The 17,254-nt window shown below is 58.3% G+C and carries 18 protein-coding genes and 1 riboswitch; of the genes, 10 read left to right on the forward strand and 8 right to left on the reverse strand.

Annotation, left to right across the window (positions count from 1 at the left end; all coding sequences use genetic code 11):
- Positions 1 to 225: 225 nt before the first annotated feature.
- Positions 226 to 666 (forward strand): GNAT family N-acetyltransferase, encoded by a 441-nt coding sequence (locus tag L972_RS12320; protein ID WP_041980377.1) that lies wholly within the window; start codon positions 226 to 228, stop codon positions 664 to 666.
- A gap of 5 nt (positions 667 to 671) precedes the next feature.
- Here the strand turns inward: L972_RS12320 and L972_RS12325 are convergent, their stop codons facing one another.
- Entirely contained in the window at positions 672 to 1,214 is a 543-nt protein-coding gene (locus L972_RS12325) for a DUF1439 domain-containing protein (RefSeq protein ID WP_005353308.1), read from the reverse strand.
- A 97-nt stretch (positions 1,215 to 1,311) separates the two neighbouring features.
- Between L972_RS12325 and cls the strand changes: the two genes are divergently transcribed.
- On the forward strand, positions 1,312 to 2,793 hold the full coding sequence (gene cls, locus L972_RS12330; RefSeq protein ID WP_005361740.1) for a cardiolipin synthase: 1,482 nt from the start codon (positions 1,312 to 1,314) through the stop codon (positions 2,791 to 2,793).
- Positions 2,794 to 2,900: 107 nt separating this feature from the next.
- A complete protein-coding gene (locus tag L972_RS12335) occupies positions 2,901 to 4,163 on the forward strand; it encodes a DUF945 family protein (RefSeq protein WP_021229238.1) in 1,263 nt (420 codons plus the stop codon).
- A 79-nt stretch (positions 4,164 to 4,242) separates the two neighbouring features.
- Here L972_RS12335 and purU read toward each other — a convergent pair whose 3' ends face one another.
- Positions 4,243 to 5,079 (reverse strand): formyltetrahydrofolate deformylase, encoded by an 837-nt coding sequence (gene purU / locus L972_RS12340; protein ID WP_005344188.1) that lies wholly within the window; start codon positions 5,077 to 5,079, stop codon positions 4,243 to 4,245.
- A 259-nt stretch (positions 5,080 to 5,338) separates the two neighbouring features.
- Positions 5,339 to 5,495, forward strand: a riboswitch (FMN riboswitch).
- A gap of 104 nt (positions 5,496 to 5,599) precedes the next feature.
- Here purU and ribB point away from each other — a divergent pair.
- Both ribB and L972_RS12350 read left to right on the forward strand, forming a co-directional pair.
- The gene (ribB, locus tag L972_RS12345; protein WP_047438572.1) at positions 5,600 to 6,253 is read left to right on the forward strand and encodes a 3,4-dihydroxy-2-butanone-4-phosphate synthase; all 654 of its coding nucleotides are present in this window, start codon (positions 5,600 to 5,602) and stop codon (positions 6,251 to 6,253) included.
- Between the two features lie 225 nt (positions 6,254 to 6,478).
- Complete coding sequence (locus tag L972_RS12350) at positions 6,479 to 6,721, forward strand: Lpp/OprI family alanine-zipper lipoprotein (protein WP_005334342.1); 243 nt, start codon at positions 6,479 to 6,481, stop codon at positions 6,719 to 6,721.
- Positions 6,722 to 6,877: 156 nt separating this feature from the next.
- On the opposite strand, the gene L972_RS12355 is transcribed toward L972_RS12350, so the two are convergent.
- Positions 6,878 to 7,726 (reverse strand): tetratricopeptide repeat protein, encoded by an 849-nt coding sequence (locus L972_RS12355; RefSeq protein WP_047438546.1) that lies wholly within the window; start codon positions 7,724 to 7,726, stop codon positions 6,878 to 6,880.
- Positions 7,723 to 8,445, reverse strand: coding sequence for a 4'-phosphopantetheinyl transferase family protein (locus L972_RS12360; protein ID WP_047438548.1), 723 nt, complete (start codon positions 8,443 to 8,445; stop codon positions 7,723 to 7,725). Before L972_RS12360 ends, L972_RS12355 begins: the two co-directional genes overlap by 4 nt.
- Before the next feature lie 275 nt (positions 8,446 to 8,720).
- Between L972_RS12360 and L972_RS12365 the strand changes: the two genes are divergently transcribed.
- The 4 genes from L972_RS12365 to L972_RS12380 all read left to right on the forward strand — a co-directional run bounded on the left by L972_RS12365 (position 8,721) and on the right by L972_RS12380 (position 12,962).
- Positions 8,721 to 9,209 (forward strand): C40 family peptidase, encoded by a 489-nt coding sequence (locus L972_RS12365; RefSeq protein ID WP_005334331.1) that lies wholly within the window; start codon positions 8,721 to 8,723, stop codon positions 9,207 to 9,209.
- 148 nt (positions 9,210 to 9,357) lie between these two features.
- Positions 9,358 to 10,329 carry a 23S rRNA (adenine(1618)-N(6))-methyltransferase RlmF gene (rlmF, locus tag L972_RS12370; protein ID WP_047438551.1) on the forward strand — a complete coding sequence of 324 codons (972 nt, stop codon included), beginning with the start codon at positions 9,358 to 9,360 and terminating at the stop codon, positions 10,327 to 10,329.
- Between the two features lie 246 nt (positions 10,330 to 10,575).
- Positions 10,576 to 11,301, forward strand: coding sequence for a MaoC family dehydratase (locus L972_RS12375; RefSeq protein WP_047438553.1), 726 nt, complete (start codon positions 10,576 to 10,578; stop codon positions 11,299 to 11,301).
- Positions 11,302 to 11,546: 245 nt separating this feature from the next.
- A complete protein-coding gene (locus L972_RS12380) occupies positions 11,547 to 12,962 on the forward strand; it encodes an SLC13 family permease (protein WP_005353291.1) in 1,416 nt (471 codons plus the stop codon).
- A gap of 186 nt (positions 12,963 to 13,148) precedes the next feature.
- On the opposite strand, the gene L972_RS12385 is transcribed toward L972_RS12380, so the two are convergent.
- The 4 genes from L972_RS12385 to L972_RS12400 all read right to left on the reverse strand — a co-directional run bounded on the left by L972_RS12385 (position 13,149) and on the right by L972_RS12400 (position 16,284).
- Entirely contained in the window at positions 13,149 to 13,595 is a 447-nt protein-coding gene (locus L972_RS12385) for a hypothetical protein (protein ID WP_047438555.1), read from the reverse strand.
- A 67-nt stretch (positions 13,596 to 13,662) separates the two neighbouring features.
- Positions 13,663 to 13,959: a winged helix-turn-helix domain-containing protein gene (locus L972_RS12390; protein ID WP_047438557.1), complete on the reverse strand. Its 297-nt coding sequence runs from the start codon at positions 13,957 to 13,959 to the stop codon at positions 13,663 to 13,665.
- Positions 13,956 to 14,486, reverse strand: a complete 531-nt coding sequence (locus L972_RS12395; protein WP_005337948.1) for a DUF1523 family protein — start codon at positions 14,484 to 14,486, stop codon at positions 13,956 to 13,958. Before L972_RS12395 ends, L972_RS12390 begins: the two co-directional genes overlap by 4 nt.
- Positions 14,487 to 14,661: 175 nt before the next feature.
- Entirely contained in the window at positions 14,662 to 16,284 is a 1,623-nt protein-coding gene (locus tag L972_RS12400) for a methyl-accepting chemotaxis protein (protein ID WP_047438559.1), read from the reverse strand.
- A 232-nt stretch (positions 16,285 to 16,516) separates the two neighbouring features.
- On the opposite strand from L972_RS12400, the gene L972_RS12405 reads away from it, so the two are divergent.
- Positions 16,517 to 17,149, forward strand: a complete 633-nt coding sequence (locus tag L972_RS12405) for a LysE family translocator (RefSeq protein ID WP_047438560.1) — start codon at positions 16,517 to 16,519, stop codon at positions 17,147 to 17,149.
- The last annotated feature ends 105 nt before the right edge of the window (positions 17,150 to 17,254 follow it).

Here is a 17,254-nt window from a genome sequence, read left to right on the forward strand (position 1 = left end):
CAAAGTATCCGCCGCAATAAAGGATTGTCATCATAAAGCACGGTTTTGGCAGTCAGGCGGTGGGTCATGGCCTCTTCTACCCGGTAAGCAAGCTGCCCATGACGCCCGCTTTTTTGTTGACGAAAGGCATGCTATCGTGCTGGCGTCATGTGGTCGGATTAGCGCACCGTATCTGGCACTAATAACTGATTATCAAAGGATTTGTCTGTGACAAGCAAGCTGGCGATGGAACTCACTTTCGAAGAGTACTGCGACGCCGACCTCTCCCTTATCAGGGACTATTACGAGACGACGTTTTCCCACTATGTGCCGGATCTGGCCGAGCGGATCTTTGTCGTGCGTGATGCTCACTGGCTGGTGGGGGCGGTACGGTTGCGGGACGAGGAGGAGTTTTACCATCTGTGCGGCTTTCGCCTGTTACCCCATTACCAGTCGCTGGGATTGGGATCTCGGCTGTTGCAGCACGCCTGCCACGGTCTGTTGGACAAACCTGTGGTCTGTCAGGCGCTGCCCTTCGAGAAGCCTTTCTATCTCAAGGCCGGGTTTGCCGATATGCCCCTCAATCAATTGAGCGGGTCGCTTTTCTCCCTCTACGAGCGGCAGCAGCAGCAGGGTTATCAGGTGGAGCTGCTGGTACGGGATACCACCCAGCCCCTCCTGAATTGAGCGGTTTAGCGGGGTTTGGTCAGCAGGTGGATCTTGCCCGGTGACAGCTCCAGCCCCAGCAGATTCTCCTTCAGCCACGCCTGATCCGGGTCCTTGTCATTGAGCTTGTAGACCGGTTTGGTCTCGAGCCGCTTCTCCATGCTCTGCAGCAGCATGTTGAGCATCAGCCCGAACTTCTTCTCGGCCGCCTCCGGCTCCAGCTTGTACTCCACCAGCTTCATGTTATCGAGAAACAGCGCGCTCTGGCTCTTGTCATAGCGGGGCCTCGCCTCATAGGTCATCTGCAGGCGGGCGTCATATTCGGTATTGTCTGGCAGGGCGATTTTGAGCTTGCCCTTGCCATAGACCCGGGCGGTATCGGGGCGTTGGCGACCGATCTGGACATCGCTCTGCTCAAGCGTCACATGGGCCTTGATGATGCCCGGCAGCTCCAGCTGTTTGTCGACTTGCACCTGAGATTGCAGGTACTGGTTTATCTGTTGCTCATTGATGTCATATGAGCCTTGGCCTAGCATGGCCAGGCTGAGCAGCATAGATTGCAGGATCATGCGTGCGACCTGATAGAATGGATTTGCCTTACAGCATACCATCCCGGCCGGTTGGGGTCTGCCCACCGCGCTGTTTGTCGATTAGAAGGAGTCCCCGTTGTTTAACGGTCTGGAACACGATCTTCAACTGCTGTTTTCCCGTTTTCTGGGTTGGCTGCTACTGCTTTTTCATACCGTGATTGTCACCGGGGTGTCGTTTCGGGTGGTGATGAAACGCCGTCCCATCGGGGTGTCGCTGGCCTGGCTGGCGCTGATCTATGCCATTCCGTTTGCCGGGGTGGGTTTCTATGTGCTGTTTGGTGAAATAAAGCTGGGGCGCCGTCGTGCTGAACGCGCCCAGGCCATGTATCGCCCTTATGCTATCTGGATCCGCCAACTGGCCCGTCTGTTCCCGCAACACTGCTGCGAAGTGGGCGCCAAGGCACAGCCGCTGCACGATCTCATCCAGGGACGGCTCGCCATGCCGATGCTTTCCGGCAACCGCATGACCTTGCTCAACAAGCCGGACTGGATCTTGCGCGAGATTGCCCAGGATATCCGTCGCTCGACGCTCTCCTGCTATCTGGAGTTCTATATCTGGCATCCGGGCGGCGATGCCGACGAGGTGTGCGAGGCGCTGATTGAAGTGGCGCAACGCGGCGTGGATTGTCGCTTGCTGCTCGATTCGGTGGGCAGTAAACAGTTCTTCCGCTCCCACTGGCCCAAAAAGCTGCGCAAGGCGGGGGTCAAGTTGGTGGAGGTGCTGCCGGTCGGCGCCTGGCGCATTCTGTTCCAGCGTCAGGATCTGCGGATGCACCGCAAGCTGGTGGTGATCGATGACAGGGTGGGTTACACCGGCTCCATGAACATGGTGGATCCCCGTTTCTTCAAGCAGGATGCAGGGGTCGGCCAGTGGGTCGACATCATGATCCGGGTGCAGGGGCCCATGGTGCCGCTGATGTGGTCGATCTTTGTCTGGGACTGGGAGATGGAGACCGGCGAGCGGCTGCTCGACAGTCTGCAGCATGAGCCGGAGGCCTGGCCCCAGACCAACTACCGCGCCCAGCTGATCCCGTCCGGCCCCTTCGTCGGCGGCGACTGCATCCAGCAGAGCCTGCTGCTGGCCATCTATCAGGCGCGCAGCCATCTGGTGCTGACGACCCCTTACTTTGTACCCGACGATCCGTTGGCGGCCGCACTCAGTTCGGCAGCGGCGCGCGGAGTGCAGGTGCAGCTGGTGTTGCCGGCACGCAATGACTCCATCATGGCCAATTACGCCTGCAACGCCTTTATGGAGGAGCTGCTGGCGGCCGGGGTGGAGATCTACCGCTACGATGCCGGTCTGCTCCATACCAAGAGCGTGCTGGTGGATGATGACTTCGCGCTGGTGGGGACGGTCAATCTGGATCGGCGCAGCCTCTGGCTCAACTTCGAGGTGACCCTGCTGGTGGACAACCCCTCGTTCGTGGCCCAGATGACCCGGCTGGTACAGGGCTATATGGCGGAAGCCACCCCGATGACCCTGGCCCAATGGCAGGCCCGCCCCTGGTACAAGAAGGCGATGGAGAACATCTTCTATCTCTTCAGCCCCTTGCTGTGATGTTGTGGCGAGCCGCAAGAAAGTGGACTCGCCATCTGATTGGACTTGCCTAGCCCCGAGTCCGCCCCGTAGAGTGCAGTGACAACTCCCTGGAGACACATGGATATATGAAAAAGATAGTGGCCCTCGCCGTGGGTGCGGCACTGGTAGGTGGTGGTCTGGCTGCGTGCTGGTACACGGGCAACAGCTTCGACAACATCATGGCGGAGCAGATCGCCAAGGTAGAGCAAGAGACTGGCATCGACATGCAGTGGCAGCCGGGCAGCAGCAACCTCTTCACCCGTGACGGGATCCTGAAGGTCGTGGTGACGCCGGAGGAGCTGGCTGCCATCGACAGCGAGCTGGAGGGCAGTCAGCCCATCGAGTTGCAACTTGTGGTCAAGAGCCAGATCCTGCCGCTCTATATCAAGAGCCACTTCCTGCTCGATACCCATAACGGCACTTTGGCTCCGGTCTTTACCGCACTGGGTATGGAGCAGTGGGAACTCGGTCTGGAGTCGGTCACCAGTCTCTGGACCCAGGGTAACAGCAGCCGTTTCTGGGCCAATGAATTCAAGATCAAACAGGGGCTGGACGAGTTCAGCTTCCTGCCTCTGAGCGGCGAGTTCCACGGCAATCTGGAGGGGAATGGTCACCTCACCATGACCTGGCAGGGGATGACGGTCCATGAAGAGCAGAGCAAGATGGACTTGGTGCTGGCCGACCTGAAAGGGAGTGCCGACATTGCCGAGATCAGCGGTGTGCTCCTCTCGCCCCAGAGCGAGATGACCCTCTCGGCCCTCACGGTACAACTGCCTGACAGCGTCAAGGTCGCCCTGCAGGGGATGACTACCGAGACTCAGCTGACCGGTGATGATGCCCAGACCCTCTCCAGCAGCTATCAGATGAAAATTGCCAAGCTGGATCTGGAGAACGAGACCGACACCCTGGCGGTGACCGACAGCAAGTTGGCGCTCAACCTCAACGGTCTGGATCTGGAAGGGTATCAGGGGCTGCAGGCCGCCGGTGGCAAGGGGGTTGAAGATGCAGCCATCCAGCAGGCGCTGGACAAGATGCTCAAACGTGGCGCGACCCTTGAACTGGCCGATCTCAGCGCCAAGCTCAACGGTGAGGCGGTGACCATGAAGGGGGACGTGAAGCTGGCCTCCACCTCGCTGGAGCAGCTGTTCAACAGCGACGCGGGCATGCAGGCCCTCTCCGGCGTGCTGCATGCCAGCCTCAGCGACAAGCTGGGCAAGGCGGTGCCGCAACTGGCCCCCATGCTCGATCAGCTGACCCTGATGGGTTATCTGAAGGCCGACAAGCAAGCGCTGACCTCCGAGCTGAAGCTGGAGAAGGGCGCGGTGACGGTAAACGATCTGCCGCTCTGACACTCGGCGCAGAAACAACAACGGCTCCCGCGGGAGCCGTTGTTGTTTCTGGCGTTTGCATACGGGCCGTGTGGGCGAATTACTTGAAGACTACCGTCTTGTTGCCGTAGACGAACACCCGCTCGTTCAGTACCAGCTCCAGCGCGCGGCTCAGCACCGATTTTTCCACATCCCGACCCGCCTTGGCCATGTCGTCCGCACTGAAGGCGTGACCGACGTGGATCACGTCCTGTTCGACAATGGGGCCTTCATCCAGATCGTCGGTCACGAAGTGGGCGGTGGCACCGATCAGCTTGACGCCGCGATCAAACGCCTGCCGGTAGGGGCGGGCACCGATGAAGGCGGGCAGGAAGGAGTGGTGGATGTTGAGGATCTTGCGCGGGTAGGCCTCGACGAAGCTCGGGGTCAGCACCCGCATGTACTTGGCCAGGATCACATAGTCAGGCTCATAGCTGTCGATGATGGCGCGAACCTGCTCCTCATGCTCTGTCCGGCTCAGACCCTCGTGACTGACGGTGTGAAACGGGATATCGAACTTGCCGGTGAGCTCGGCCAGGGTGTCGTAGTTGCCGATCACCGCGACGATATCCATATCCAGCGCGCCCGCGTAGTTCTTCATCAGAATATCGCCGAGGCAGTGGGTCTCCTTGGTCACCAGAATGACGATGCGCTTCTTGCCTGCCTTGACCAGACGGCGCTGGGCCCCGGTGGGCAGGGCATCATCGAGGTCGGCCAGCAGGGTCTCGTCGTTGAAGCGCCCCTCCAGCTCGGTACGCATAAAGAAGCGGCCATTCTCGTGATCCACAAACTCATCGTTCTTGATGATGTTGAGCTGGTGCTTGTAGCAGATGTTGGTGATCTTGGCGATGAGCCCTTTGGCATCCGGGCAATCCGTGAGCAGTATTTTCTTTTCCATCTCTGTCATTTTCCGTTTGTGGTGTTGGCGCTGCTGTCTGCGCCGGCAGCGTTGTTCAGGCTCTCTTTTCGGGCCCTGTTTTTTTGTTTCGGGAACTATGCCATAAACCGATCCGCGCCATAAAGAAATTCGCCAGTCATAGCCTCGCACGCTGGCGAGCAGGCCGCAGAGCGGGATCCCGTGCGCAATGTTGAAACGCTTTTCAGCCTGCGGGGGATTTTGGCTGGTATCTGCAACCGTTTTTCTTTAGGCTGTCTGCGCTTATTCTCAGGGCGGGGTGCAATTCCCCACCGGCGGTATCCCGATTGACTCGGGGAGCCCGCGAGCGCCCGACCCGGCTGATTGCCAGGTCGGGGTCAGCAGATCCGGTGAGATGCCGGAGCCGACGGTCATAGTCCGGATGAAAGAGGATAAGACAGACCTTGCCGTGTTGGCCCTTGTGGGCTGGCCGCTGCATGCCCGTCTCTGTCTGCCTTTCCATGCCCTGATTCTGGTCCTTGTCTTGTTTAGGAGTTTTACCATGAATCAGTCTCTACTCAGTGAATTCGGTGATCCCGTTGCCCGTGTCGAAACGGCCCTGTCTGCCTTGCGTGCCGGAGGCGGCGTGCTGGTGGCCGATGATGAAGATCGGGAGAACGAGGGCGACCTCATTTTCGCCGCCGAATCCATGACCAATGAACAGATGGCGCTGATGATCCGCGAGTGCTCCGGTATCGTCTGCCTCTGCCTGCCCGACGAGCGGGTTCGCCAGCTCGAACTGCCGATGATGGTGGAGGCCAACTCCAGCCACTACCAGACCGCCTTTACTGTGACCATCGAAGCGGCGCAGGGGGTCACGACCGGTGTCTCGGCGGCTGATCGCATCACCACCATCCGTGCAGCTATCGCAGACGGCGCCAGACCGGGCGATCTGCACCGCCCGGGTCATGTTTTCCCGCTGCGGGCGCGAACCGGTGGGGTGCTTACCCGTCGTGGTCATACCGAAGCGACGGTCGATTTGATGCAGCTGGCTGGCCTCAAACCGTTTGGTGTGTTGTGTGAATTGACCAAAGAAGATGGCTCGATGGCTCGTCTGCCAGACCTGGTTGCGTTCGGTCGCAAGCACCAGATGCCGGTGCTGACCATCGAGGATCTGGTGCAATATCGTCAATTGTTGTCAGAACGTACAGCCTGAGCCTCATACGAAATTGTAATAAGGCAAAAATTTGGTTAACCTTTGTCCGTGCCCCCACCACACGGCACTCATTTTTTAGACGAATCTGGACAAAAACTGTTCATTCAAAAAAAAATGAGGGTTTTAATGCATTTATCTGTGGTGGGGACTATGCAAAGTAGGATTTTTTTGTGCCATAATCACGCCGCTTGCTAAACGTCTGGCGAGTTCAAGGGAGCTTTAAAAATGAAAAAATTGTTGTTGGTAGGTGTTGTTGGTCTGTCCGCTCTGCTGGGCGGTTGTGCAAACACCAGCGAACTGGAAACTTCCGTTCAGAATCTGTCTAACAAAGTTGACCAACTGGCTCAAGATGTTAGCGCAGTTCGTGCTGATCAGTCCAAAATCGCTGCTGATGTTGCCGAAGCCAAGCAAGAAGCTATGCGTGCTAACCAGCGCATCGACAACATGGCTACTTCCTACAAGAAGTAATCCATGCGAAAAAAATGGCGCAGTTTTGCGCCATTTTTTTTTGCCTGAAATTCACCGTATCTCCACTATTCCCACAGTACCTTCTTCGTACTTGACCCATGAGGTCATGCCGGTCTCCCGGCACTCCCCCATCATTACCAGCCAGTTCGATTCCGATCAGTAGAGCAGACTATAGAGTTTGCGACGGTAGCTCTGCGCCGCCGGCGTGCTGCCCATGGTCGCCAGAATATCGAGATAGGTCTTTCTGGCATCGCCGAATGCCAAATCCCGCTGGAGGATCTCCAGCAGCAGTCCCAACGCCTCTTCCTGACGACCAGCCTGGTTGTATTGCACCGCCAGCTCCTGAGCCAGGGCAAAATCATCAGGCTGTTCTGCATGGCGGGCTTCCAGCGCGCGCAGCTCCGGGCTGTCTGCCGCTTGCAGGGCCAGCGCCAGTCGTGAGCTCAGGGTATGGAAGTGGCCATCCTGCGCCGCCATCGGGATGGTGCCGAGGCGCTCCTGCGCTTCATCCAGCAGGTTGAGGTCGAGCGCAGCTTGAATGAGCCACAGGCTGATGTCGTGGCGTTCAGGGGCCAGCTGGTGTGCCTTGGTCAGATGGGCATAGGCGATGCTGGGCTGCTCGTCAGCCAGTGCCTGTTGCCCCTTGGCCAGCAACTCTTCCTCTTCTTTGGGGGCGAAGGCGGCGAAATACTGGCGCAGGGTGGCTTCATCCTGCGGCCCTTCGATGATCCCCTGTTCGTCAGGGCGACCCTGATGGAACAGCACCAGTGCGGGCAGGGCGCGCAGGCCGAGCTGGCTGGCCAGCGGTTGCAACTGGGGATCGTTCATATCCACCTTGGCCAGGGTGACCTGCTCATTGGCGGGCCCAACCAGTGATTCGATCAGCGGTGTCATCCCCTGGCACTCCGGCATCTGCGGAGCATGGAAATAGATGACGACCGGCTTCTTCATGGACGCATCGATAAGTTCAGCGTGAAAATTCTGGGGAGTAATGTCGACGATCATGAGTTGGACTCTTCAGAAAGGGTGTTGAGTAACATGGGGTTAAGCGAGTGGCAATTCAAGCGCTCATCCAGCCGGTAAAAGGTCACGGGGGCTGCCGTCGCCGCGAGACTGAGCCAGCCGCTGGCAAAGGGCCAATCCTGTACCTGATAAGGGGTGTCATCGAGCCGGTTGTCGAGTCGCCACCCTTCCTCCGGGAGAAACCGCACCTTCTCCAGTCCCGCCGCTATGCCGCCACCGTGGGCTTTCAGTACCGCCTCCTTGCGCGACCAGAGCCGGTAGAAGGCACTCTCCTGCTCTTGGGCAGGCAGTGCGCAGAGCCACTCATATTCACTCGGTGCATAAAACCGGCGGGCCAGGGGGAGGGGGTGATGCCGCCGTTTACCCAGTTCGATATCCACCCCAAGCGGCCCCTGCGGGCAGAGCGCCAGCACCAGCCAGCTGCCACTGTGGCTCAGATTGAACTGCCAAGCATCATCATGCAGTCGGGGCTTGCCGTGGGGGTTGTTGCAAAATTGCAGAGTGGCGGCGGGTTGTTGCAGCCGCTCGGCCAATAGCTGGCGCAGCAGGGAGCGGCTCACCAGATATTCCTGACGCCGTTCAGGATGGGTCATGGCTTGCCAGATATGTTGCTCATCGGTTGACAGCCATTCAGGTAATTGAGCGAGCAGTTCCTGGCATACTCTGGCCGGTTTTAACAAAAAAAGATCGGTTTCGATCATGATTTTTCACTTTAAAAAGGTGCTGAAGCAGGGATAAAAGCCAGTTATCTATGAGGCCCAAGGCTGTTTTTGCGATTGTATATTGTTTGGGCATGATCACATTAATTATGAAAAATCGTGCATTTCCTTGCAAAAATGTGAGCTTGATAGGGATTTTCACTTGCCTCGATAGAATTCTTGGATATAGTCGGGTGCTGTTGCCTTATAAATTGCCCTTTGGGGCCGTATTTTAACAAGATTTACTATTTAGCGGGGATAAAGGATTGCGCCACCTGATGCTACTGCTGGTCGCGCTCGGAATGGTGGGTTGTGCCTCGGCACCCCAACCCGAGGTCGCGAGCAAGATCGAAGTTTCCATGGTTGAACCTGTCATCGAACCGGAAGCTTCCCAGACACCCGATGTGAATGAAATCCTGACTGTATATAAAGAGTGGCGTGGTGTTCCTTACCGGATGGGTGGCAGCAGCCAGCGCGGTATCGACTGTTCCGCCTTTGCCCGTGAAGTGTTCCGCAATGCCGTCGGTATCGAATTACCCCGCGATACCCGTTCCCAAGTCCATGAAGGGACGCGCGTTTCCAAGCAGGATCTGGTCGAAGGTGATCTGGTCTTCTTCAAAATCAATCGTCGTCTCAACCACGTTGGTATCTATGTCGGCAATGGTGAATTCATCCACGCCTCGACTCGAGCCGGTGTGACACGCTCCAAGCTGGATAGCCAATATTGGCGCAACAAGTTCTGGCAAGCTCGCCGGATCGATATCTGAGTCAGGCTGGACAAACGGCTCGCAGTACGGACTGTTTTTCCAACCTCACTTGAACCGGGCTCGATAGCCCGGTTTTTTATTGCCCTCGTTTAGACTTTCCCGAGTCAAATCACTATAGTGTGGGCCCGTTTTCTTCGGCAGGCTCAGCATGAAACCCCGCATCCCATCAGCCGGTGGCCCCAAGTCGGGCGACCGCAAATCCGGACTTCACTCCCGTAATCGCCATCAGGCGGGTTACGACTTTGAGGCGCTCTGCCTGCGAACTCCCGAGTTGGCCGCTCATGTCTTTATCAATGACTACGGCACCCGCACCATCGATTTTGCCGATCCCGATGCAGTGAAGACTCTCAATCGCGCCCTGCTGGCCCATCACTACGGGATTGCCCACTGGGATTTGCCTGCCGGTTACCTCTGCCCGCCTATCCCGGGACGGGTGGACTACCTGCACTGGGCGGCCGACCTGTTGGCTGAGAGCGCAGGCCAGCTCCCTACCGGCAAGGGGGTGAGAGTGCTGGATATCGGGGTGGGGGCAAACTGCATCTATCCGTTGCTGGGTGCCCGCGAATATGGCTGGCGTTTTGTTGGATCGGATATCGATCCGGTCTCGGTCAAGGCGGCCACCCTGCTGGCCAAGAGCAACGGACTCGGCAACCAGATTGAGTGTCGTTTGCAGGGTAACCCCAACCATGTGTTTCGCGGCATCATAGGGCCGAAGGAGCGTTTCGCTCTGACGCTGTGCAATCCGCCGTTCCATGCGTCGCTGGAAGAGGCGAGCAAGGGGACGGAGCGCAAGCTGCGCAATCTGGGCAAGAAGGTGACAGGCGCTCCTGTGCTTAATTTTGGCGGCCAGAAGGCCGAGCTCTGGTGCGAAGGGGGCGAGGCGGCGTTTCTGGCCAACATGATTGCCCAGAGCAAGGAGTTTGCTACTCAGTGTCTCTGGTTCAGCTCGCTGGTGTCGAAAAAAGAGAACCTGCCGGGGGCGAAAAAGGCGTTGAGCCGAGTGGGTGCGCGTCAAGTACGGGTGATCGACATGGCGCAGGGCAACAAGGTGAGCCGGATCCTCGCCTGGTCCTTTCTGGATGAAGAGGGATTGCATCGCGGCTGGTCGAGCGCGCGCTGAGTCCCCACCACAAGGCCCGATGAGGGCCTTTTTTCATGATGAGTCCCGCGAGTTTCCCCCTGCTGGCGGCATCTTTGGCAATCGATTTCCTCATTGGTAGATCGTGCTGGTTTACATGGTCTAAGTAGTTACTTCCGCCTTGGTACAGGTGTACGCCGAGATTTTTTTGCACTTACAGCTGAAACTTTAATAAAATAGGACTGGTTAGACCTCTTTACAGGCATTGAATCAAATAGGGATCGGTAGATGAAAGTTGTCGATTTTCTGAAGCGCAAGCGTGAAATTCTGGCGCAGCACCCCTTTGAGCTCAAGGATTGGCTCTCTCCGGCGATCCGCGACTACTGGCGTGAGTTTCAGCAAAAGGCACATCTTCACCCTTTGCTGGGTCGTGTGCTGGACTTGCAAGCCGAGTCCCAGAACGAGCAGCAACAGGATGCAGCAACCGTGGCACAAGTAGTCAACGGTCAGCCTGCCGTGGCTCAGGAACCCGCAGTTGAGCTGGGGGCCGAGGCGGCCGAGCTCTATGCCGCCCTGCAGGCTCGCATTGGTGAAGAGACTCATGTCGGCGAGTGGCTGCACGTCAGCCAGCAGATGATCGATCAGTTTGCTGCCGTGACCGGGGATCATCAGTGGATCCACACCGATCCGGAGCGCGCGGCCGCCGAGTCGCCTTTCAAGACCACCATCGCCCACGGCTTCCTGACCCTGGCGCTGCTGCCGCAGTTGACCGGCTCGGTCGACGAGGCCACCCCCGAGTTTCCGACCGCCCGCATGGTGGTGAACTTCGGGCTGGATCAGGTGCGTTTCCCATACCCCATCAAGGTGGACAGCAACATCCGCGCCCGCACCAAGCTGGCCCGGGTCACCCCCATCAAGGGCGGATTGGAGTTGCTCAAAGAGATCAAGGTTGAGATCGAAGGGATCCGCCGCCCGGGTTGCGTCATCGAGTCGGTGACCCGCATCTACTTCTGAGCCCCCTCATCGGCATGAATGGTGAAACGGGCCCGCTGTCGTGTGCAACGAACAGCGGGCCCGTTTTTTTGCCTGTTTGTTGCAAGGGTTGAGGCGTCAGCCATCGCGCGCCGACCCCAGCTTGATATGACTCACAAAACGGTGCGCCGTGCAGTTAGCCAGCTCTCATTTTGGCGAGTTGGCCGCGTGAGGCGATAGCATGTTATGCCACTATTGGCTTCTTACTCCCGATCCTGGAGACAATAGTGCCCATCAATAACAAGATTATTCTGCCACTGCTGCTGAGCCTCACCATCCTGCTGATCCCGACCCACTGGATCCCGCTGGAGGGGATCACCGTCATCGAGCAGCGGGTCGTGGCCATTTTCGTGCTGGCCGCCCTCTGCTGGATCCTGGAGCCCATCCCTATCTTCGCCACCTCGGTGCTGATCATCGTGCTGGAGCTGCTGCTGCTCTCCGACAAGGGGCTCTGGTTCATGACTGCCGACAAGGCAGAGCCGGGCTTTGGTGAGCTGCTCAAGTCCACCGAGGTGATGGCGACCTTTGCCTCGCCGGTCATCATGCTGTTTCTCGGTGGTTTTTTCCTCGCCATTGCGGCGACCAAGTACCATCTGGACGTCAATCTGGCGCGGGTGCTGCTGCGCCCGTTCGGTCAGGATCCCCGGATCGTCATGCTGGGGCTGATGTTGATCACCGCCACCTTCTCCATGTTTATGAGCAATACCGCCACCACCGCCATGATGCTGGCCATCCTTACCCCGGTGCTGGCGGCGTTTCCCGACAAGGACCCGGCCAAAATCGGCTTTGTGCTGGCCATTCCGCTGGCGGCCAACCTCGGCGGGATCGGCACTCCCATCGGCACTCCGCCCAACGCAGTGGCCCTCAAATACCTGACCGGCGAGCATGCCATCTCGTTCGGTCAGTGGATGGGATTTGCGGTGCCCTTTGTGGTATTGCTGTTGTTGCTTGGCTGGTTCCTGCTGGGGCGCTTCTTCCCGAGCACCCTCAAGCGGATGGATCTCAAGATTGAGGGGCGCTTTATGCAGACCCCTCGCGCCTGGGTGGTCTACCTCACCTTTATCACCACCATAGTGCTCTGGCTACTGGGGGATCTGCACGGCATGAGCTCCTACGTGGTCGCCATGATCCCGGTAGCGGTGTTCCTGACCACCGGCATCATCACCAAGGACGATCTGCACAAGATCTCCCTCGACGTGCTCTGGCTGGTCTCGGGCGGTATTGCGCTGGGGCTGGCGCTGGAGGACTCCGGGTTGGCCGAGCGGCTCATCACCCATATTCCGTTCCACGAATACTCCACGCTGGCGGTGCTGGTCGGCGCCTGTCTGCTGGCAGTGGTGATGGCCAACTTTATGTCCAATACCGCAACCGCCAATCTGCTGCTGCCACTGGTGGCGGCACTGGCGGTCAGCATGCCGGAGCTGGCCGAGTGGGGCGGCAGTCATACCCTGATCCTGGCGGTTACCATCTCGGTCTCGCTCGGGATGTCTCTGCCCATCAGTACCCCGCCCAATGCGCTGGCCCACGCCACCGGTCTGGTGGAGAGTCACCAGATGGTGCGCATCGGCGTCATCATGGGGTTGGTCGGCACCCTGCTGGCGATGGTATGGATCTACCAGATTGCCGCCTGGGGGCTGATCTAGTTGCTAGTCCGTTTGTCCGATAAGAAAGGCTATGTCCCAATTACGTGTTGCATGAGGCGCTGGGGCGCCCCATGCAACACGTAATTGGGACATAGCCAAAAAAGAGGGGCCAGCCTTGCCGGCTGGCCCCTCTTTATTCATGAAGACAATGAGTTAACAAGGCTTACATGATTGCATTCAGTAAGGCTATCTTCTTCCCCTCACCAAGTGGTAACCAATAAAGCAAAGAAATAGTCCCGCGACTGACCACAAGCTGAAGGCAAACAGTTTGGCAACTGCTTGGCCAAATGCTTCGGATGCCAAAAGTATGATCCCGCACAGGGCACGGCATGCACCACTACCATTCGGTAAGGATTGCTGTCCGATGAGAATGCTCGCGCCGTAGAACATGGCAAACATACCAGACAGGAGCAGAACCATTCCAATTGGTTTGAAGCTGAGCTTATGGTCAGGGCTTAAGCGGTTTTTTGTGTGCTCTTTTAGTGCCTGCGTGAGAGCAAGGAGAAGTGCCACAAAGCCAAGTAAAACGACAATGACTGTGAAATTTGGTGTAGGCACAGCAATGAGAGCCGCAAGAGTAATACCCCCTGCGGCAAGAATCACAAGCTGCAAAATGATGCGTATAGCTTTCATTGGTGCGCCCGAGGATTGACTGGGAGATCCCCCGTTGGTAGGGACATATCGGAGTTCACCCTCAGGATCAGGGATAGCTCAACGTCTCTTTGATAAGCGGCAGTTGAGCCTTGATCCACGCCGGATTGATGGGACCCCAGTCGCTGATGCGGTAGTGCCCCTGCAGATGGCGAGCCCCCTCGGTCTGCTCGAAGGCGCAGCTGATATCGAGTTCGGCCAGCGCCGTCAGGGTATCTTGCGCGGTGCGGCGCGGCATGCCGGTCGCCTCCATGATGGCTGGCACCGTATCTATGCCCTGGCTGATCAGCCAGGCCACGTAGAGCCGCCGGTAAAAGCTGGTGCGGGTCTTGCTCGGCTCGCTCATATCTCGTCCTCAAGACGATCGAAGTAGCGCCAGGTCGCAATGGCTGCCTTGCCCATCACCAGTGCCCAGAGGCCGAACCAGAACCAGCGGAAGAAGCTCCAGGTGGAGGCGTCAGGTTCCGTGCTCTCAATCTTGGTGACGTTGGGGAACATGGAGAACATGTTCACGCGCCAGCCGTAGGAAGTAATGATGGCCAGGCGTTTCTCGAACTCCATGGACTTGGCCTTGGCTTGGACGTCGGCGGCGTTGAACTTGAAGTAGAAGGGCCAGCCCCACTCGGTATCTTCATTGCGAAACACCCGGATCTTCTCGCCGGGGCGCTCGGTGTAGATGTAATAGACGTCGGTGGTGGGGCCGTCAGCCGGGTTTTTCTGGCTGATGGGGCCATCCTTGTCGGTACGCTTCACCTCGACCCCGGTGATGGTGGCGATGGTGTGCTCCGGCAGGTAGTAGTCGAGCCAGGCGGCGGAAATGAGGGCGATGAGCCCCAGGGCGATAAAAGCGGGTTTCTTGAATCTCAGGCTCATGGTGTGCTCACGTGAGGGGGAGTAACGTGCCTCTACCATACCGATATTTGACAGGGCAGCCCAGCCCCTTATGGCACCAACGGCCCAAAAATGGCGTTTAAAACAGAGACAAAGCCATTGCTCCATCAACAAGAAAGGCCCCTGCGGGCCTTTTTGTCTGGTTCACTTTGTTCGCTTACAGCTGGAATTGGGCCAGTTGCTTGCGTTGCTGCTCGGCGAGCTGGGAGAGTTCGTTGCTGGCACTGGCGCTCTGGCTGATGCCGGCGGAGCTCTGGCTCACGATCTCGTGAATATTGGTGATGTTGCGGTTGATGTCGGCAGTGACGCAGGACTGCTCCTCGGCGGCGGTGGCCACCTGGGCGTTGGCGTCGTTGATCTGGCGCACGGCACCGGTAATGCCGCTCAGCAGGTCCTGCACCTGAGCGGACAAGCGCTGGTTATGGCTGAGGATCTCCAGAGTCTCCTGTACGCCGTTGTTGGCGGATTGGGACTGGCTCTGCAGCCGCTCGATGATGGCCTGGATCTCCTTGGTGGAGTCCTGGGTACGGGCCGCCAGCATTCTCACTTCGTCGGCCACCACCGCAAAACCACGACCCGTTTCACCGGCACGGGCCGCTTCGATGGCGGCATTGAGCGCCAGCAGGTTGGTCTGCTCGGAGATCCCCTGGATCACTTCAATTACCTTGCCGATCTGCTCGGACTGGGATTTGAGCTGGGCCACGATGGCGGCGGCATCTTCCAGACTGCCCGCCATCCGGCTGTTGGCGGCAATGCTTTCGGTAAAGAGGGCGAGCCCCTGTTCGACCCGGCCATTGGCATCCCGCGCCAGCTCATCGGCGATGGCTGCGTTGTGGTTGACGTTGTCAGCGGTGCTGGAGAGTTCGGTCACGGCGGAGGCGACCTGTTCGATCTCGCTGTGCTGCTGCTTTGCATTGGCCTCCGACTGGGTCATCACGGCGGCCAGCTCGGTGGCGGCGGAGGCGACGCTGTTGCTGATCCCGGTCAGGTTCTCGATGGTGTTGCCGAGCTGGGTAAGGGTGAGGTTGATATCTTTGGCCAGACGGGTCAGCTCGTTGTTGCCCTCCGCTTTGGCGCGCACGTTGAAGCGCCCTTGCGCCACGGCGTGCATCACCTCTTGTAGCTGACTGATGGGGCTGACGATGCGCCCGGAGAGGACCCAGCCACAGATCAGCGCCGCCAGCAGGGTACCGGCGGTGAGCAGCAGGGTACGCAGCAGGGTGGCGTCGTAGTGGGCCTGCTCTTCGGCCAGCTCTTGCTGGATCAGCTGGTTGATGTGGGCCGACATGCTGTCGATCTGTTTGATCAGCTGTTCACCCAGCTCGCGGAAATGGAGGCGGGCCGCCTCGTAGGCGACCGGATCGCCGCCACCCTGATGTTTTTGCGCCAGCAGCGGCAGCATGTTGCTGCGGGTATGGCTGAGGTAGGCCTGCAGGGCGGCAGCGACCTGACGGTTATCCTGCTCGGCACCGGGGAGCACCAGACGGCCGAGGATGGCGTTGATCTCCTGATCGGCGCTGTTGAGGTTTGCGGGCAGTGCGGCAAACAGCTTGGCATCGTAGAGGCCATAGATGGCGCTGGTGCGCAGCCGGTAGGTGGCGTGGATCAGTTTGGCAATATCGTCCTTGTGCTGGACCACGCTCTGGGTCGTCTCATCTATGTCATTGATGGCTTCATCCAGACCCTGTTTGCTGATGGCGATCATCACCATCATCAGCAGGCTGGCCAGCAGCAAAGGTATCAAGACCTGGACGCGTATTGATAGATTATTCAATGACATAAATGGCTCTAATCCGGAATTGGAGGAGCCGACATCTTACACATGCACGTCAGGAGCTGTCACAGGCTTTTATTGCTGAAATGTGCTGAAGAAAAGGTTTTTTCTTGTGAGAAAGGAGCCATTTAGGCATGATTGAGCGCTTTATCCCCTGAATATGTGGTACAACTGGCTGGGTTGTGTCAATTCTGTCCCATTTTCGTGATTTCCCGCTCTCGTCATATGGAGGTGTGTTGTGTCCAGCTGGATCGATCCGGCCATTCTGGCTCTGTTTATCCCGACCTTTTTCTTTGTCTCGGTGACCCCCGGCATGTGCATGACCCTGTCGATGACCCTGGGGATGAGCCTGGGGGTGCGCCGTACCCTGCACATGATGTGGGGGGAGCTGATCGGGGTCGGGCTGGTCTCGGTGCTGTCGGTGATCGGGGTGGCTGCCATCATGCTCAACTACCCGGGGATCTTCGCCGCCTTCAAATATGTGGGGGGCACCTATCTGGTGTGGCTTGGCATCCAGATGTGGCAGGCTAAAGGGAAGATGGCCATTCCGGCGGATCTCTCGGCCGGTCAGCAGACCAGCGCCATGGGGCTGGCGCTGCAGGGCTTTGTCACCGCTATCGCCAACCCCAAAGGGTGGGCCTTCATGATCTCTCTGCTGCCCCCCTTTATCTCTGCCGACAAGCCGATGGCGCCGCAGATCAGCGCGCTGGTGGCGCTGATCCTGGTCATCGAGTTCTCCTGCCTGCTGCTCTACGCAAGCGGTGGCCGCACTCTGCGCCACTTCCTCGCCAAGAGCGGCAACGTCACCCTGATGAACCGCATCGCCGGTACTCTGATGCTGGGGGTGGGAGTCTGGCTGGCGCTCGGGTAAGCGCTGTCAGTGACCCATGCCACAGTCTAGTCCTGAAATAGGTTTACACATTTTCAACTAACATTTCTCTACTCAGAACCCCCTATGTACCGCATCGGGGGTTCT

This window comes from Aeromonas sp. ZOR0001 (assembly GCF_000801015.1).
Classification (GTDB): Bacteria; Pseudomonadota; Gammaproteobacteria; order Enterobacterales; family Aeromonadaceae; genus Aeromonas; species Aeromonas veronii.

Excerpts from the sequence above, each read along its gene's own strand:
- L972_RS12400 (WP_047438559.1), bottom strand. The coding sequence starts at position 16,284 with ATGTCATTGAATAATCTATCAATACGCGTCCAGGTCTTGATACCTTTG.
- L972_RS12375 (WP_047438553.1), top strand. The coding sequence starts at position 10,576 with ATGAAAGTTGTCGATTTTCTGAAGCGCAAGCGTGAAATTCTGGCGCAG.
- L972_RS12325 (WP_005353308.1), bottom strand. The coding sequence starts at position 1,214 with ATGATCCTGCAATCTATGCTGCTCAGCCTGGCCATGCTAGGCCAAGGC.
- purU (WP_005344188.1), bottom strand. The coding sequence starts at position 5,079 with ATGGAAAAGAAAATACTGCTCACGGATTGCCCGGATGCCAAAGGGCTC.
- ribB (WP_047438572.1), top strand. The coding sequence starts at position 5,600 with ATGAATCAGTCTCTACTCAGTGAATTCGGTGATCCCGTTGCCCGTGTC.
- L972_RS12320 (WP_041980377.1), top strand. The coding sequence starts at position 226 with ATGGAACTCACTTTCGAAGAGTACTGCGACGCCGACCTCTCCCTTATC.
- L972_RS12350 (WP_005334342.1), top strand. The coding sequence starts at position 6,479 with ATGAAAAAATTGTTGTTGGTAGGTGTTGTTGGTCTGTCCGCTCTGCTG.
- L972_RS12335 (WP_021229238.1), top strand. The coding sequence starts at position 2,901 with ATGAAAAAGATAGTGGCCCTCGCCGTGGGTGCGGCACTGGTAGGTGGT.
- L972_RS12365 (WP_005334331.1), top strand. The coding sequence starts at position 8,721 with ATGCTACTGCTGGTCGCGCTCGGAATGGTGGGTTGTGCCTCGGCACCC.
- L972_RS12385 (WP_047438555.1), bottom strand. The coding sequence starts at position 13,595 with ATGAAAGCTATACGCATCATTTTGCAGCTTGTGATTCTTGCCGCAGGG.
- L972_RS12395 (WP_005337948.1), bottom strand. The coding sequence starts at position 14,486 with ATGAGCCTGAGATTCAAGAAACCCGCTTTTATCGCCCTGGGGCTCATC.
- L972_RS12360 (WP_047438548.1), bottom strand. The coding sequence starts at position 8,445 with ATGATCGAAACCGATCTTTTTTTGTTAAAACCGGCCAGAGTATGCCAG.
- L972_RS12355 (WP_047438546.1), bottom strand. The coding sequence starts at position 7,726 with ATGATCGTCGACATTACTCCCCAGAATTTTCACGCTGAACTTATCGAT.
- rlmF (WP_047438551.1), top strand. The coding sequence starts at position 9,358 with ATGAAACCCCGCATCCCATCAGCCGGTGGCCCCAAGTCGGGCGACCGC.
- L972_RS12390 (WP_047438557.1), bottom strand. The coding sequence starts at position 13,959 with ATGAGCGAGCCGAGCAAGACCCGCACCAGCTTTTACCGGCGGCTCTAC.